Consider the following 13,919-nt stretch of genomic DNA (forward strand, 5'->3'; position numbering starts at 1 on the left):
GTGACAGCCATTGAACCCGAACCTCAGGAAGAGAATGCTCGGCCTTTTATTTACTTTTTTCTTTTGTTTCTTAGGTTCGGCAGCAGCAGGAGAGGTCAGCAATCCACTCATGCCGAACGAGCTTAGATTAGTCGAGGGCGAGCTTGCCCGTATAGAATCAGCCCTTCCGGTTCTGGCACAAGTCAGTGTAGACCGGCCGGATGTGGTACAGCTTGGCGGTGATGCTAAGTCGTCCGCGGGTGATGTTTCTTTTGGTAAAGGAAAGCCGCTGCTGCTTAGTTCCCAATCCGCAGGAGAGGCTCATCTCCGTATGAAATTATTCGGTCAAATTCCTCTTAAGACAGTCAAAGTCAATGTTATTCCCGATCTCAAGGTTATCCCGGGTGGACAGACCATTGGTGTTAAGCTGAAATCGTCTGGTATTTTGGTTGTAGGACACCATTTGGTCAGCATGTCCGGTAACTCCAAGCAATCCCCAGGAGAAAAGGCAGGACTTCAGCTCGGCGACCGCATTACGCACATGAATGGCATCGAGCTCAAGGATGTGAAGGATGTTGCCTCAATTGTTGAACAGGCAGGCCAGCAGAAGCAGCCGCTTGAAGTGACTTATAAGCGCGGAGAGCACGTCTACAGAACCACATTGTCTCCTGTCTTTGACGAGCAGGACAAGACGTGGCGTCTGGGGCTTTATATTCGCGATTCGGCTGCGGGCGTGGGTACCCTTACTTTTTATGCTCCAGAGCAAGGGGTCTATGGGGCTTTGGGTCATGTAATCACTGATATGAATACCCAGACACCTATTGTGGTTGGCAGTGGCCAAATTGTTGAATCAAGCGTTACTTCAATCTCCAAGAGCGAGAACGGAGAACCCGGGGAGAAAAGGGCGCATTTTATCAAAGAGGGCCGTGTCCTAGGAAATATTGAGCAGAATACCGACTTTGGCATATTCGGCAAGATGTCCACGAATCCGGAGCATAGCCTCTATGGTGATCCTATTCCTGTCGGTTTTGCTGAGCATGTGAAAGAAGGCCCTGCCGAAATCCTGACTGTCGTAAGCGGACAAAAAGTGGAAAGATACAGCATCGAAATCGTCCATGTCTCATCTCAAAATGCACCACAAACCAAAGGGATGGTCATTCGGATTACGGATCCAAGATTAGTGAACAAGACCGGCGGAATTGTCCAGGGAATGAGCGGGAGCCCAATCATTCAGAACGGCAAGTTGATTGGTGCAGTAACCCATGTCTTTGTGAATGATCCCAAATCGGGATATGGCTGCTTTATTGAATGGATGCTGCAGGATGCTGGTGTCATGATCAACAATTCAGGGCAAGCGAAAAATCTTAAGGCGAGCTAACCGCCTTAAGATTTTTTTGTCGAAAAAGAAAAATTGACGTCAAGTATTGTAATAAATATTTTATTATAATATAGGCTTTAAAAAAAATAAAGAAAAATAATTTTCGACGAAGGGATTCAGATCTTTATGTCGAATCCATATATTAGGACATGAAAAGATAAGCGACACAAATACAGAATTTCTAAGGAGGACATGGAAATTGCAAAACATTGAGGTATTGTTGGCTGACGATAATCGGGAATTTACGAATTTACTGGCGGAGTACATTTCAGGACAGGAAGATATGACCATCTCGGGTATTGCATACAACGGAGAAGAAGCTCTTCAGATGATCGAGAACGGCTCCAAGATTCCTGATGTTCTGATTCTTGATATTATTATGCCTCATCTGGACGGATTGGGCGTACTTGAACGCCTTCGTGATATGAATCTGTCTCCGCAGCCTAAGGTAATCATGCTAACGGCATTTGGACAAGAGAATATTACACAAAGAGCGGTGCAGCTCGGGGCTTCGTACTACATCCTCAAGCCTTTTGATATGGAAGTGCTTGCTCAACGAATTCGTCAGCTGGTCGGGATTCCATCGCAAAGTCTAGGCAGTCAAAGTTCAACTTCATCGTCCTCCTTGTTCAAATCCAATGTGGTTCCTATGGCTAAAGGGAAGAACCTGGATGCGAATATTACCTCGATCATACATGAAATTGGCGTACCTGCGCATATTAAAGGATATCAGTATTTGCGTGAAGCCATCACTATGGTGTACAACAATATAGAAATCTTGGGAGCAATCACCAAGACCCTGTATCCGGCTATTGCGGAGAAATTTAAGACAACCCCTTCACGGGTGGAGCGCGCAATCCGCCATGCTATTGAAGTAGCCTGGACCCGCGGGAACATTGATTCCATCAGTCACCTGTTCGGTTATACCATCAACATCAGCAAATCAAAGCCGACCAACAGTGAATTCATCGCCATGGTGGCAGATAAGCTGAGAATTGAGCATAAGGTTAGCTGAAAGGGTAAGGGGCTGTGAGTACAATAATATACAGAAGCTCATGCAGCATCTGTAGAAGCTAAAGTCATTTCTGAAGGGAAGCAGCATGCTAACCTTGGAAGTGGCTTTGTTTTTTATAGAAAATTCCTATAATCGGTACAAAAAAGTTGATTACCTGCACATACCTAATCATGGTAAAGTAATATTATCCCATGTTAACGGGTAGGTTTTATTGGAGATTATGATCACTTCACTGTTAAGGAGGAGGATGGATATGAGCAGCAGGCAAGAAAGATTAATAATCCGTGATGCTGTGCCTGAGGATCGGGCATCGATCGAGAAATTGATGGTAGAAGCTTACGGACAATATGAGCAGAGCATGCCGGAGGAACGGTGGAAGCCATATATCAAGTCAATTCGTGAATCTGTCTATACAGAAGGCCCGGCAGCGCGCATTGTAGCCGAGCTAAATGGGGAAATTGTGGGCAGTCTGCTTGTTTTCTTGTCCTCGGAAGCGGCGTATGGCCGTCCTGATCTCAAGATAGAATCTCCGATCATTCGTCTGCTCGCAACTTCTCCGAAGGCAAGGGGGAGAGGGATTGCCACCCAATTGATTAGTGAGACTGTACGCAGAGCTAAGCTGTGGGGCGCTGATACAATTCATCTGCATACGTCTGATGTCATGGCTCCCGCCATAAGATTATATGAGTTTCTAGGCTTTGAGCGTGCCAGGGAGAAGGAAATGCAGAATGGAGACATACTTGTGAAGTGCTATCGGCTTCAGCTGCAGCCTATTGAAGCTTAAGAGGAGTGGGTTGTTACCCATTCCATCTAGCTTAGTCTTTGGACACTTATGTATAGGGGTGCACAGGTGTGGATATATGGATATACAAAAGGAGCCTCTGACAATCAGAAGCTCCTTTTGTGCAGGTATTTACATTTAAGGTCTATTACTATACTTCGAATCCATGGGAAGCAATCACGTTCTGGTACCAATAATAGCTGTCTTTCGGCGTCCGTGTATAGGTCTTGAAGTCGACATGCACGATGCCGAATGGCTTGGTGTAGCCGAATGCCCATTCGAAGTTATCCATAAGGGACCACAGCATGTATCCTTTAACGTTGATTCCTGATTCAATGGCTCGTGAGAGCTGGAAAAGATGCTTTTGCAGGTAAGCGATACGCTTTGGATCATGCTGCTTGCCGTCTTCACTTGCTTCAGACTCGTAATAAGCGCCATTCTCAGTGATATAGATCGGAATAGAGCCGTATTCACGGTCTACCCATTGAAGAACATTCAAGAAGCCCTGAGGGTAGATGTTCCAATCGAAATCGGTTGTATCGAACCCGCCGGATACCGGCTCGAATTCCAGAATTCCTGCTTCAGGATCATGCCTGCCGACACCACCGGTATAATAGTTAATCCCAATGAAATCAATGGGCTGGCTAATGATCTCCAAATCTCCAGGCAGAACCGGAGGTTCATATCCTTTGGATTTGTACCAGTTCAGAGCTCTTTGTGGGTAGATTCCCTTGAATACCGGATCGAAGAACCAGTTATTGAAGTACTCAAGACGGCGCTCTGCGGCTTCAACATCCTGTTCTTGCTGGCTGAAGGGCTCAAACCATTCCGTGTTCGGAGCAAAACCAATCTCTCCTTTAATGCCTAATTGTCTAAAGGACTTCACGGTCTCCCCATGGGCAACGAGGATATGATGGGCGACGTTCAGAGCAAGCTGGAAATCTTTGTTCCCGGGGGCATGGTCGCCTAACTCATTGGAGAGGAAGGAGATGCACCAAGGCTCGTTAAATGTGATCCATTTGCTAATCTTGCCCTCAAAGGACTTGAACATCGTCTCCGCATAACGGACAAATGCGTTAATTGTATCACGGGAATCCCATCCACCGCGCTCTTGAAGAGCTTGGGGAAGATCCCAGTGATACAGAGTGCACATAGGCTCGATGCCATTGGCCAGTAATTCATCGACTAGCCGATGGTAATAGTCAAGTCCCGCTTGGTTGACTTCTCCATCCCCTTGCGGGAAGATCCGCGGCCAAGCCACGGAGAATCGGTAGGCTTTGGCTCCCAGCTCTTTAAGCAAGGCCACGTCTTCGTTGTAGCGGTGGTAACTGTCGCAGGCCCCATCGCCCGTGTCCCCGTTAAGTACTTTGCCCGGTGTCCGTGAGAATACATCCCAGATCGATTCTCCCCGGCCATCCTCTCCAATAGCTCCCTCTATTTGGTAGGATGATGTAGCAGATCCCCAGATGAAATCCTGTGGAAAGTGTATTTTTGCCATATCGAACGCCCCTTTTCATTTCATAAAAGTAGTTATACCAGGTTTTCGAAACCGGTTTCGAAACTATGAACCAATTATAATACATAACTATATAAATTCATACGGTCTTCTAATTAAATTCACAATTTATTAATTTGAGGCGAGTGTCATCTGGAATTGTAGGTGAACAGTAACTTTTTGATCTGAAAAGCGTCAATATTGAAGTGATTTTACATTAAAATGTTGCTAATCTTATTGCTGGAAGCAGGAAGGGAGCATTTATACAATGGCTTATCAGGTTACTTACAAAGACAAGGATAATAATAGTGATCATAAGAAGACATTCACGAGCTTCGCTGCCGCGGAGCAGGAGGCTAAGGAGCTTGATGCAGACGGTCATTCGGATGTAGTTCTGGAATCCCCCCGTCGGAAGGCGGGTCTGCCCAACCTCGTTGGTATTATGCTCAAAAGTCTTGGTGTGCTGATACTAGTAGGAGGAGTTCTGGTGGGTATGTTCACAGGCCGGGATTCAGCAAATGGCTTCGATCTTATCATCGCTATGGAGTGGTGGGTACTTGCTGTGATGAGCGCTGCTTTTTTCTATGGAATGGGTGAGGTCGTCAATCTTCTTGACAGACTTGTTAAGAAATTGAATACTTAAATCAGCAGACCATTCAGACTGTGGGGGACATATATGGAGAACACCGACCTTTATCTATCTGATCTGGATAGAAGAGTAAGTGACGAGATTGCTGAGCTTCAGGCTCAAATTGAACACTTGAAAGCCGAGAATGCCCGGCTGCGCACAGCGTTGCTCAAAGCTTCAGCCAGCCCATCCAAGATGTCGAGCAAGCTTAGGGATGCGCTGTATGAATAAATAATCATGATGAGGTGAGCTTGAGATGAGCAGAGATGAGATGAGCAGAGACAGTAAGAAAATGAAATTGGATTTGGAACGTATTGTATTCATAGGCCGGACGTATTCAGAGTACCTGGCGATGTTCGATCTGGATGAATCGGAGCTTGCGGGACGCGTTATCTTGGACTGCCCTGCAGGAGCATGCTCGTTGACAGCTGAAGGCAGCAGCCGGGAATACAACATCTCTGCCGCGGATATTGCTTATCAGTTCGGGCCCGATGAGCTTGAATCCAAGGGTATTCAGGATCTGGTCCACGCGAGGGAACGTCTGGAAGAGGCTCGTAATGAGTATGTATGGGATTATTATGGCAGTGTTGAAGGTCATCACAAGTATAGAGAAAAAGCGCTCGCACTCAGTTCTGAGCACCGGAGACAATGTCCGGAGAAGTATATATACGCTGAATTTCCCAAGCTTCCTTTTGCGGATGAATCTTTTGATCTTACCTTATCAGCCCATTTTCTATTCATGTATGCAGACCGGCTGAGCGGGCAATTTCATGAGGAATCCCTGCTGGAGCTTATGAGAATTACACGGGAAGAGATACGAATCTTCCCCCTGGTAGATCTGAGCAGCAACCGGTACGAAGAGCTGGATTCATTAATCCAGCTCGCTGCATCCAAAGGCTGGTTGGCAGAAGAAATGAGGACGGAGTATCGTTTTCAGAGGAATGCCGACAGTTATCTCAAGCTTACTAGGCAAATATAGAACAAATAATAAGCCTCCGGAGTTCGTTATTCATCCGGGGGCTTATTGTTTGTTGTGTAATTCTCTGTTATGAAGACCGGTTCACAGATTGCTCGTTAGGCCGATTCTTGTTCTTCGTCTCCTGGAAGCGAGGGCCAATATAACCGCGCTTGCGGTCGCGAAAGAAGATCCAGCCCCCAAGGAAGGAGATTCCCGCCAGGAACATAATGAGCCCTCCTGTGAAGCTCAGCCAGTCAAACGGAATATGTGTAAGCGAATCGTCGCCATGCATGTAGAGGTATTTGAATAGGGCATCTTTCATATAGAGAAATCCAGTCATAGCTATGATTCCGGGAATAACAAGAATGAGGACCGCAATAAAACGGGCGGTGAGGGTTCGCATTGTCATGAGTAGTATCTCCTGTACGTTCTGATTTGATCATAATTTAGAGGCTGAGTAGTTTAACACAATCATTTTAATCATAACGCTTTCACACCGGTCTGTCTATTTGAAAGCTTGAGGAAATGGCCTTCATTCCATATCAGAAGAAAACAAGGTACAATAATAACCAAATAACTATGATTATCTAGTGGAGGTCTCAAATGACGATTACGTGCGATGTAGCTATATTGGGAGGCGGAACAGGCGGATATGTTGCCGCGATCCGGGCGGCACAGCTTGGCAAGGAAGTGATCATCATTGAACAGGACAAGCTTGGGGGAACCTGTCTTCACCGCGGATGTATCCCGAGCAAAAGTCTGCTGCGCAGTGCGGAGCTTTATGCTCAAATGAAGGATAGTGAAAGCTATGGAATCGAAACCAGTGGGGTGGCGCTCGTATTCCCGAAAGTTCAGCAGCGCAAACAAGGGATTGTTGATCAGCTGCATAGCGGCGTTAAATATTTGATGCGCAAAAATAACATTAAAGTCATTCAAGGTACAGGCCGGGTTATCGGGCCATCCATCTTCTCCCCGAAGAGCGGGGCGGTTGCCGTTGAGCTGGCGGATGGGGAGATGGAGACCATTGTCCCAAGCCATTTGATCATTGCCACCGGCTCAAGGCCTCGTCACCTGCCGGGTCTTGAACCGGATGACGGGTACATACTCAGCAGTGACGAGGCGCTCACACTTGAGGAATTGCCAGATTCCATACTCATTGTAGGAGGCGGAGTTATCGGGGTGGAGTGGGCTTCGCTGCTTAACGACTTCGGAGTGGAGGTTACCGTCATTGAAGCGGCTGATCAGCTGCTCCCTTCCGAGGATGCGGATATCGCTGCTGAATTGCAGAAGCTTCTGGTTAAGCGGGGCGTCAAGGTGCTTACAGGAACCTCAATCATTCCAGATTCTGTCCAGAAAGGAAACGGAGTTACGATCTCTGCCCAGCAGGGAGATGAGTCGATTCAGCTTCAGGCAGACAAGCTTCTCCTCTCAATCGGCCGACAAGCCAATGTGGAGAATATTGGCCTGGAGAATACGGATGTTGGCCTTCAGAATGGGTTCATTCGGGTAAATGACCATTTCCAGACCACAGAGCCGCATATTTACGCGATTGGTGATTGTATCGGCGGATTGCAGCTGGCCCATGCGGCCAGTCACGAAGGCATCGCTGCAGTGCAGCACTTAGCGGGTGAACCAACACATGGCTACAATCCGCTACACATCCCGAGATGTGTATATACACGTCCCGAGGTGGCTGCTGTCGGCCTCACGGAGAAGGAAGCTGCTGCAAAGGGGTATAATATAAAGACGGGGAGATTCCCATTCCAGGCTATTGGCAAAGCGCTCGTCTATGGAGATAAAGATGGTTTTGTGAAGATTATAGCCAACGCGGACACCAATGACATTCTGGGTGTGCATATGATTGGTGCTCATGTGACTGATTTGATCGGGGAAGCGGCTCTTGCACAGGTACTGGATGCCACGCCTTGGGAGATTGGCCAGGTTGTTCACGCTCATCCGACGCTAGCTGAGATTATAGGCGAAGCTGCGCTGGCTCTAGATGGACAAGCCATTGGGATATAACGTTTGGCAAAAGATTTTCTTTTTGCTCGGATACCGCTTATAATAGAGTTATCCCTAGTCTTAGTACCAGGTTATAAGAGGAGACTACTAACCTAGTCTCAATTTGAAGGAGGTAACTCCCTATGAATGCGAAATCTTCTGTGAAAACACAAACCAGACACGAGCAGCTTGGACTATCTAACGCTGAAGTGATCGACATGTACAGATATATGCTGCTTGCGCGTAAATACGATGAACGCAGCCTGCTTCTTCAGCGTGCAGGCAAAATCAATTTCCACGTCTCCGGTATAGGCCAAGAAGCAGCGCAGGTGGGCGCGGCTTTTGCTCTGGATCGGGAACGGGATTATTTCCTGCCGTATTACCGTGACTACGGATTTGTTCTGGCCGCTGGCATGAGCCTCAGAGAGCTTATGCTGTCTGTGTTCGCCAAAGCTGAAGATCCGAACAGCGGGGGGCGTCAAATGCCAGGACACTTCGGCAGCAAGCGTCTTCGCATCGTGACAGGATCAAGTCCGGTAACCACTCAGGTGCCGCACGCTGTCGGGATTGCCCTCGCAGCCAAAATGCAAAAGAAAGATATCGTATCCTTTGTCACCTTTGGGGAAGGTTCAAGCAACCAGGGGGACTTCCATGAAGGCTGCAACTTCGCAGGTGTTCAGAAGCTGCCTGTGATTATAATGTGTGAGAACAACCAATATGCGATTTCAGTGCCGATCCAGAAGCAGCTCGCTGGCAAAGTCAGTGACCGGGCGCTCGGATATGGCTTCCCGGGTGTGCGGGTGGATGGAAATGATGCTCTGGAAGTGTACCGCGTTGTGAAGGAAGCACGGGAGCGTGCTGTTCGCGGCGAGGGTCCAACTCTGATTGAAGCTATGATGTACCGTCTCTCCCCGCACTCTACTTCAGATAACGATCTCGCTTACCGTACGAAGGAAGAGGTTGACGAGAACTGGAAGAAGGACGGACTTCCGAAGATGAAGCAGTATTTGATCGAGTGTGGAATTTGGAGTGAAGAGCAGGATGCGGCTCTCTCCGCGGAGATTGCCCAGCAGCTCAAGGAAGCGATTGATTCGGCTGATAAGGCCCCGTTCCCAAAACCGGAGGATACGCTGCTCCATGTGTATGCCGACAATGAAGGAGATGTTCGCTAATGCCGGTTATGGAATATATCGATGCCATCCGCCTCGCCATGAAAGAGGAGATGGAACTGGATGAGAATGTGTTTGTATTAGGTGAGGACGTTGGCGTTAAGGGTGGAGTATTTACTACAACCAAAGGCCTTCAGGAGCAATTTGGTGAACAGCGTGTGCTTGATACTCCGCTTGCGGAATCCGCTATCGCAGGAGTAGCAATCGGGGCAGCCATGTACGGCATGAAGCCGATAGCTGAAATGCAGTATTCAGACTTTATGCTCCCCGCTACCAACCAGATCATAAGCGAAGCCGCCAAGATCCGCTATCGTTCCAATAATGACTGGAGCTGTCCACTCGTGGTCCGCGCGCCAATCGGTGGCGGGATCTTCGGGGGACTGTATCATTCCCAGTGTCCTGAATCCATCTTCTTTGGCACCCCAGGGATCAAGATTATTGCTCCGTACTCGGCTTATGATGCAAAAGGCTTGCTGAAAGCCGCGGTCAGAGACCCGGATCCCGTTCTGTTCTTTGAGAACAAGAAGTGTTATAAGCTGATTAAGGAAGATGTGCCGCTGGATGACTATATTGTGCCGATCGGTAAAGCGAATGTTATTCGCGAGGGTTCGGATATCACGGTGATCGGATACAGTCTGCCGCTTCACTTTGCCATGCAGGCTGCCGAGGAACTGGCTGCAGAGCAGGGGATAAGCGCGCATATTCTGGATCTGCGCACCCTGCAGCCGCTTGACCGTGAATCCATTATCGAAGCTGCCCGCCGTACCGGGAAGGTGCTGATTATTCACGAAGATAACAAGACAGGCGGAGTAGGTGCAGAGGTATCTGCCATTATCTCCGAAGAGTGCCTGTTCGAGCTGGATGCACCGATCAAGCGTCTGTGCGGTCCGGATGTGCCTGCCATGCCGATTAGCCCTCCGATGGAGAAATTCTTCATGCTGAGCAAAGACAAGGTCAAAGCAGCCATGCTGGAGCTTGCTTTATATTAAGAATTGACTGCAGAGCTTCGTGAGTCGAAGCTCTCTAATCATAGGAGTGAGAATATGTCATCGAACAAAACATGGACGGATGTAGTCATGCCTCAGCTGGCGGAGTCATTGGTGTCAGCAACCATTGGTAAATGGCTGAAAAAACCGGGAGATCCGGTTGAACAATATGAACCAATCTGTGAGGTCATTACAGATAAGGTTAATGCCGAACTTCCTTCAACGCTGGACGGAATTATGGGAGATATCCTCGCCCAGGAAGGAGAGACAGTCGATGTCGGAGCTGTAATCTGCCGTATTGGAGTTGAAGCCGCTGCGTCTGCAGCTGCACCCGCCGCACCTCAGCCGGATTCCAGCGGCGCGGCTGCTTCTCAAGCTGGTGGCTCCTCGTCTCCTGCTCTTTCGGCGGATGCTTCCCTGCGAAGCCGCTATTCGCCTGCCGTGCAGACCCTTGCGGCTGAACATGGTCTCAACCTCAGCGCTATACAGGGTACCGGTATGGGTGGACGGATCACCCGTAAGGATGTGCTTAAGCATATTGAGAGTGGAGGTGCTGGTTCATCGTCCGCTCCTTCTGTGCAGACCGCTCCAGTATCACAGCCACCGGTTCAGACCCAATCGCAGGCCCAGGTGCTGCCAGGCCATGTGACTTCGGCACCGGTCATTCAGCAGCCGCAAGTGAATGAGCCTGTTCGCCATTCAGGCATCCACCTTAGTGATACCCCTAAGCTTCCAACGATTGAAGTTGAAGGCGGACAGGCGGAGCATTACATCGACATTACCCCGATCCGTAATACAATTGCCACGAAGATGCGTCAGAGCGTATCGGAGATCCCGCATGGCTGGATGATGATCGAGGTAGACGTTACAAATCTGGTACAGCTCCGCAACAAGCTCAAGAATGAGTTCAAGGCCAAAGAAGGCGTTAATCTGACTTATCTGGCTTTTATGATCAAGGCTGTAGTAAATGCAATTAAAGACTATCCGATTATGAACTCGGTCTGGGCCGTTGACAAAATTATCGTGAAACGTGACATCAACATTTCTCTTGCCGTAGGCACGGACGACTCTGTGATGACCCCTGTAATCAAGAAAGCGGATCAGAAGAACATTGCCGGACTTGCAAGGGAAGTTGAGGAATTGGCACGCAAGACACGTGAAGGCAAGCTCAAGCTTGATGATATGCAGGGTGGAACCTTTACGGTGAACAATACAGGTTCATTTGGTTCGATTCTGTCACAGCCAATTATCAACTACCCGCAGGCGGCAATTCTTACCTTCGAATCCATCGTGAAACGACCTGTGGTGATTAACGATATGATCGGTGTCCGTTCGATGGCTAATTTCTGTCTGTCGCTCGATCACCGGATTCTGGATGGAGTGATCTGCGGACGCTTCATGCAGCGTGTGAAGGATAATATTGAGGCATATTCACTTGATACTCAGGTCTATTAACCAGCGAAGCTGATACAATGAATAGAAAAGAGGCGACTCATCATGAATAGAACACTGGAAGTGCGCTACATCCCGATCATGGATTATGGGGAAGCGTGGGAGCTCCAGAAAGATATCGTGAAGCGTGTCGACCGTGAGGAGCAGCAGGAGACCCTGCTGCTTCTCCAGCATCCGCCGACTTATACGATTGGTTCCCAGCGACATCCTGAACATTTGCTGCTAAGTCCTGAGCAATTGAAGGAACAGGGCATTTCCATCTTTGAAATTGACCGGGGCGGAGACATTACCTATCATGGTCCAGGTCAGCTTGTTGGATATCCTCTTCTCGTTCTGGATGGTTCCAAGGGACTTGATTTGCATGAATATCTGCGTAAGCTGGAGCAGGTCATCATCAATTATCTTGCAGGCTTTGGAATTGAAGGCAGCCGGAAGCCGGAATATACCGGTGTGTGGGTGGGTAATCAGAAGATTTGTGCAATAGGAGTTAAGTTCAATAAGCGCCGGGGCAAAAGAGGTTTTGTGACGAGCCACGGTTTCGCATTCAATATTAAATCAGGAATTCAGAACGAGGGCTTCCAGGGGATTATTCCCTGTGGAATTCAAGAATACGGAGTAACCTCACTGGAGGATATTACGGGTAACGAATTCACGGTAGAACAGACGGCCAAGGACATCGTGCCTTATTTCACTGAGGTGTTCGGCTACGATGCCGTATGGCCTGAGAAGGTTACCTATTGATAAAGGGTTCAACCACCAATAATAAAGTTGATCCAATCATGGCAAAAAGCATGAGGTATATAAAAATTTTCATCCATTTCTTCGGCATATTCCAGACTCCTTTAAGATTAAGTAATGGCCGGTCCCATACCTTATCATTTTAGCCTAAATCGGAAGGAGAGGAAAGTCGATGATTAATAAAGACCGCGTAATCAACCTGTTTCTTGAGTTAGTGCAGATTAACAGCGAGACAGGGCAGGAGAGAGAGATCGCAGATGTACTGACGAAGAAATTCAAGGATCTGGGACTTGTCGTCACCGAGGACGATTCAGCGGCAGTTACCGGGCACGGTGCCGGGAATCTGATTGCCACACTGAAGGGTAATGGGTTGGCACAGGCCGACCCTCTCTTATTCACCTGTCATATGGATACGGTAGCCCCTGGCACAGGGATTAAGCCCGTAATTGGAGAAGATGGCTGGATCCGCAGTGACGGCACCACGATTCTCGGTTCGGACGACAAAGCAGGTGTTGCTGCCTTAATCGAATTAATCGAGGTCATTCAGGAGAATCAGATTCCACACGGGGATATTCAGTTTGTGATCACTGCTGGTGAGGAATCAGGCTTGATGGGGGCCCGGGCGCTGGATGCGAAGCATCTGAACGCCAGATATGGCTTTGCCTTGGATTCGAACGGAGAAGTGGGCTCCATCTGCGTTGCCGCTCCAACCCAGGCGAGAATTGAGATTGAAATCTTCGGGAGATCAGCCCATGCCGGGGTCAACCCGGAAGATGGCATCAGTGCCATCCAAGTAGCGGGCAAAGCCATCGCGCGAATGAACCTGGGGCGTATCGATCAGGAGACTACTGCCAATATTGGGAAGTTCGAGGGGGGCGGAGCCACCAACGTGGTGACCGATTACGTGAAGCTGTATGCGGAAGCGCGCAGTATCGTACATGAGAAGGTGGAGCAACAGATTGCCGGGATGAAGCAGGCTCTGGATTCTGCTTGTCTTGATTATGGAGCAACAGGAAAAATGAACAGCACTATCATTTATCCTGCTTTTAACCATACGGAAGAAGAGCCCGTTGTACAGCTTGCAAAAAAGGCAGCCAGCAGGCTGGGACTTAGCGGCCGGACCTTTCATTCCGGCGGTGGCAGTGATGCGAATATTTTCAACGGCCTCGGCATCCCGACCGTCAATCTTGCAGTCGGCTACGAGAACATTCATACGACATCTGAACGGATTAAAGCGGATGATATCGTCAAAGCGGCTGAGCTGGTGTTAGAAATAGTCAAAGCAGCCCGCATATCGACTCCTTCCTAACCCCCGCGCTACAACAGGAGACAAGTCATG

15 protein-coding genes are annotated in these 13,919 nt (G+C 48.6%); 12 read left to right on the forward strand and 3 right to left on the reverse strand.

From position 1 onward, the window contains the following. Window positions 1–10: 10 nt before the first annotated feature. The 3 genes from spoIVB to LDO05_RS08025 all read left to right on the forward strand — a co-directional run bounded on the left by spoIVB (window position 11) and on the right by LDO05_RS08025 (window position 3,156). A complete protein-coding gene (gene spoIVB, locus LDO05_RS08015; protein ID WP_251378317.1) occupies window positions 11–1,357 on the forward strand; it encodes a SpoIVB peptidase in 1,347 nt (448 codons plus the stop codon). A gap of 199 nt (window positions 1,358–1,556) precedes the next feature. Next, window positions 1,557–2,372, forward strand: a complete 816-nt coding sequence (gene spo0A / locus LDO05_RS08020; RefSeq protein WP_251378318.1) for a sporulation transcription factor Spo0A — start codon at window positions 1,557–1,559, stop codon at window positions 2,370–2,372. Between the two features lie 253 nt (window positions 2,373–2,625). Continuing rightward, complete coding sequence (locus tag LDO05_RS08025; protein ID WP_251378319.1) at window positions 2,626–3,156, forward strand: GNAT family N-acetyltransferase; 531 nt, start codon at window positions 2,626–2,628, stop codon at window positions 3,154–3,156. A 148-nt stretch (window positions 3,157–3,304) separates the two neighbouring features. Here the strand turns inward: LDO05_RS08025 and LDO05_RS08030 are convergent, their stop codons facing one another. Beyond that, window positions 3,305–4,651, reverse strand: coding sequence for a GH1 family beta-glucosidase (locus LDO05_RS08030; RefSeq protein ID WP_251378320.1), 1,347 nt, complete (start codon window positions 4,649–4,651; stop codon window positions 3,305–3,307). Between the two features lie 265 nt (window positions 4,652–4,916). Here LDO05_RS08030 and LDO05_RS08035 point away from each other — a divergent pair, with 265 nt between their 5' ends. Genes LDO05_RS08035 through LDO05_RS08045 form a run of 3 tightly spaced genes read left to right on the forward strand, consistent with a single transcriptional unit; the run spans window position 4,917 to window position 6,255 of the window. After that, a complete protein-coding gene (locus tag LDO05_RS08035; RefSeq protein WP_251378321.1) occupies window positions 4,917–5,291 on the forward strand; it encodes a hypothetical protein in 375 nt (124 codons plus the stop codon). Window positions 5,292–5,324: 33 nt separating this feature from the next. After that, window positions 5,325–5,507 carry a hypothetical protein gene (locus LDO05_RS08040; protein WP_251378322.1) on the forward strand — a complete coding sequence of 61 codons (183 nt, stop codon included), beginning with the start codon at window positions 5,325–5,327 and terminating at the stop codon, window positions 5,505–5,507. A gap of 25 nt (window positions 5,508–5,532) precedes the next feature. Continuing rightward, window positions 5,533–6,255 carry a class I SAM-dependent methyltransferase gene (locus LDO05_RS08045; protein ID WP_251378323.1) on the forward strand — a complete coding sequence of 241 codons (723 nt, stop codon included), beginning with the start codon at window positions 5,533–5,535 and terminating at the stop codon, window positions 6,253–6,255. Between the two features lie 67 nt (window positions 6,256–6,322). Here LDO05_RS08045 and LDO05_RS08050 read toward each other — a convergent pair whose 3' ends face one another. Then, window positions 6,323–6,637, reverse strand: coding sequence for a DUF2627 domain-containing protein (locus LDO05_RS08050; RefSeq protein ID WP_251378661.1), 315 nt, complete (start codon window positions 6,635–6,637; stop codon window positions 6,323–6,325). A gap of 200 nt (window positions 6,638–6,837) precedes the next feature. Here LDO05_RS08050 and lpdA point away from each other — a divergent pair, with 200 nt between their 5' ends. The 5 genes from lpdA to lipB all read left to right on the forward strand — a co-directional run bounded on the left by lpdA (window position 6,838) and on the right by lipB (window position 12,583). Beyond that, window positions 6,838–8,256, forward strand: a complete 1,419-nt coding sequence (lpdA, locus tag LDO05_RS08055) for a dihydrolipoyl dehydrogenase (RefSeq protein WP_251378324.1) — start codon at window positions 6,838–6,840, stop codon at window positions 8,254–8,256. Between the two features lie 122 nt (window positions 8,257–8,378). Then, window positions 8,379–9,407 (forward strand): thiamine pyrophosphate-dependent dehydrogenase E1 component subunit alpha, encoded by a 1,029-nt coding sequence (locus LDO05_RS08060; RefSeq protein ID WP_251378325.1) that lies wholly within the window; start codon window positions 8,379–8,381, stop codon window positions 9,405–9,407. Continuing rightward, on the forward strand, window positions 9,407–10,393 hold the full coding sequence (locus tag LDO05_RS08065; protein ID WP_251378326.1) for an alpha-ketoacid dehydrogenase subunit beta: 987 nt from the start codon (window positions 9,407–9,409) through the stop codon (window positions 10,391–10,393). Before LDO05_RS08060 ends, LDO05_RS08065 begins: the two co-directional genes overlap by 1 nt. Before the next feature lie 54 nt (window positions 10,394–10,447). After that, entirely contained in the window at window positions 10,448–11,845 is a 1,398-nt protein-coding gene (locus LDO05_RS08070) for a dihydrolipoamide acetyltransferase family protein (protein ID WP_251378327.1), read from the forward strand. Window positions 11,846–11,887: 42 nt separating this feature from the next. Continuing rightward, complete coding sequence (gene lipB, locus LDO05_RS08075; protein WP_251378328.1) at window positions 11,888–12,583, forward strand: lipoyl(octanoyl) transferase LipB; 696 nt, start codon at window positions 11,888–11,890, stop codon at window positions 12,581–12,583. Here lipB and prli42 read toward each other — a convergent pair. After that, the gene (prli42, locus tag LDO05_RS08080; protein WP_251378329.1) at window positions 12,573–12,671 is read right to left on the reverse strand and encodes a stressosome-associated protein Prli42; all 99 of its coding nucleotides are present in this window, start codon (window positions 12,669–12,671) and stop codon (window positions 12,573–12,575) included. The two genes, lipB and prli42, sit on opposite strands and share 11 nt — an antisense overlap. A gap of 81 nt (window positions 12,672–12,752) precedes the next feature. Between prli42 and LDO05_RS08085 the strand changes: the two genes are divergently transcribed. Next, a complete protein-coding gene (locus LDO05_RS08085) occupies window positions 12,753–13,889 on the forward strand; it encodes a M20/M25/M40 family metallo-hydrolase (RefSeq protein ID WP_251378330.1) in 1,137 nt (378 codons plus the stop codon). Window positions 13,890–13,919 lie beyond the last annotated feature (30 nt).

The sequence above is a fragment of the Paenibacillus sp. YPG26 genome, from assembly GCF_023704175.1.
Classification (GTDB): domain Bacteria; phylum Bacillota; class Bacilli; order Paenibacillales; family Paenibacillaceae; genus Fontibacillus.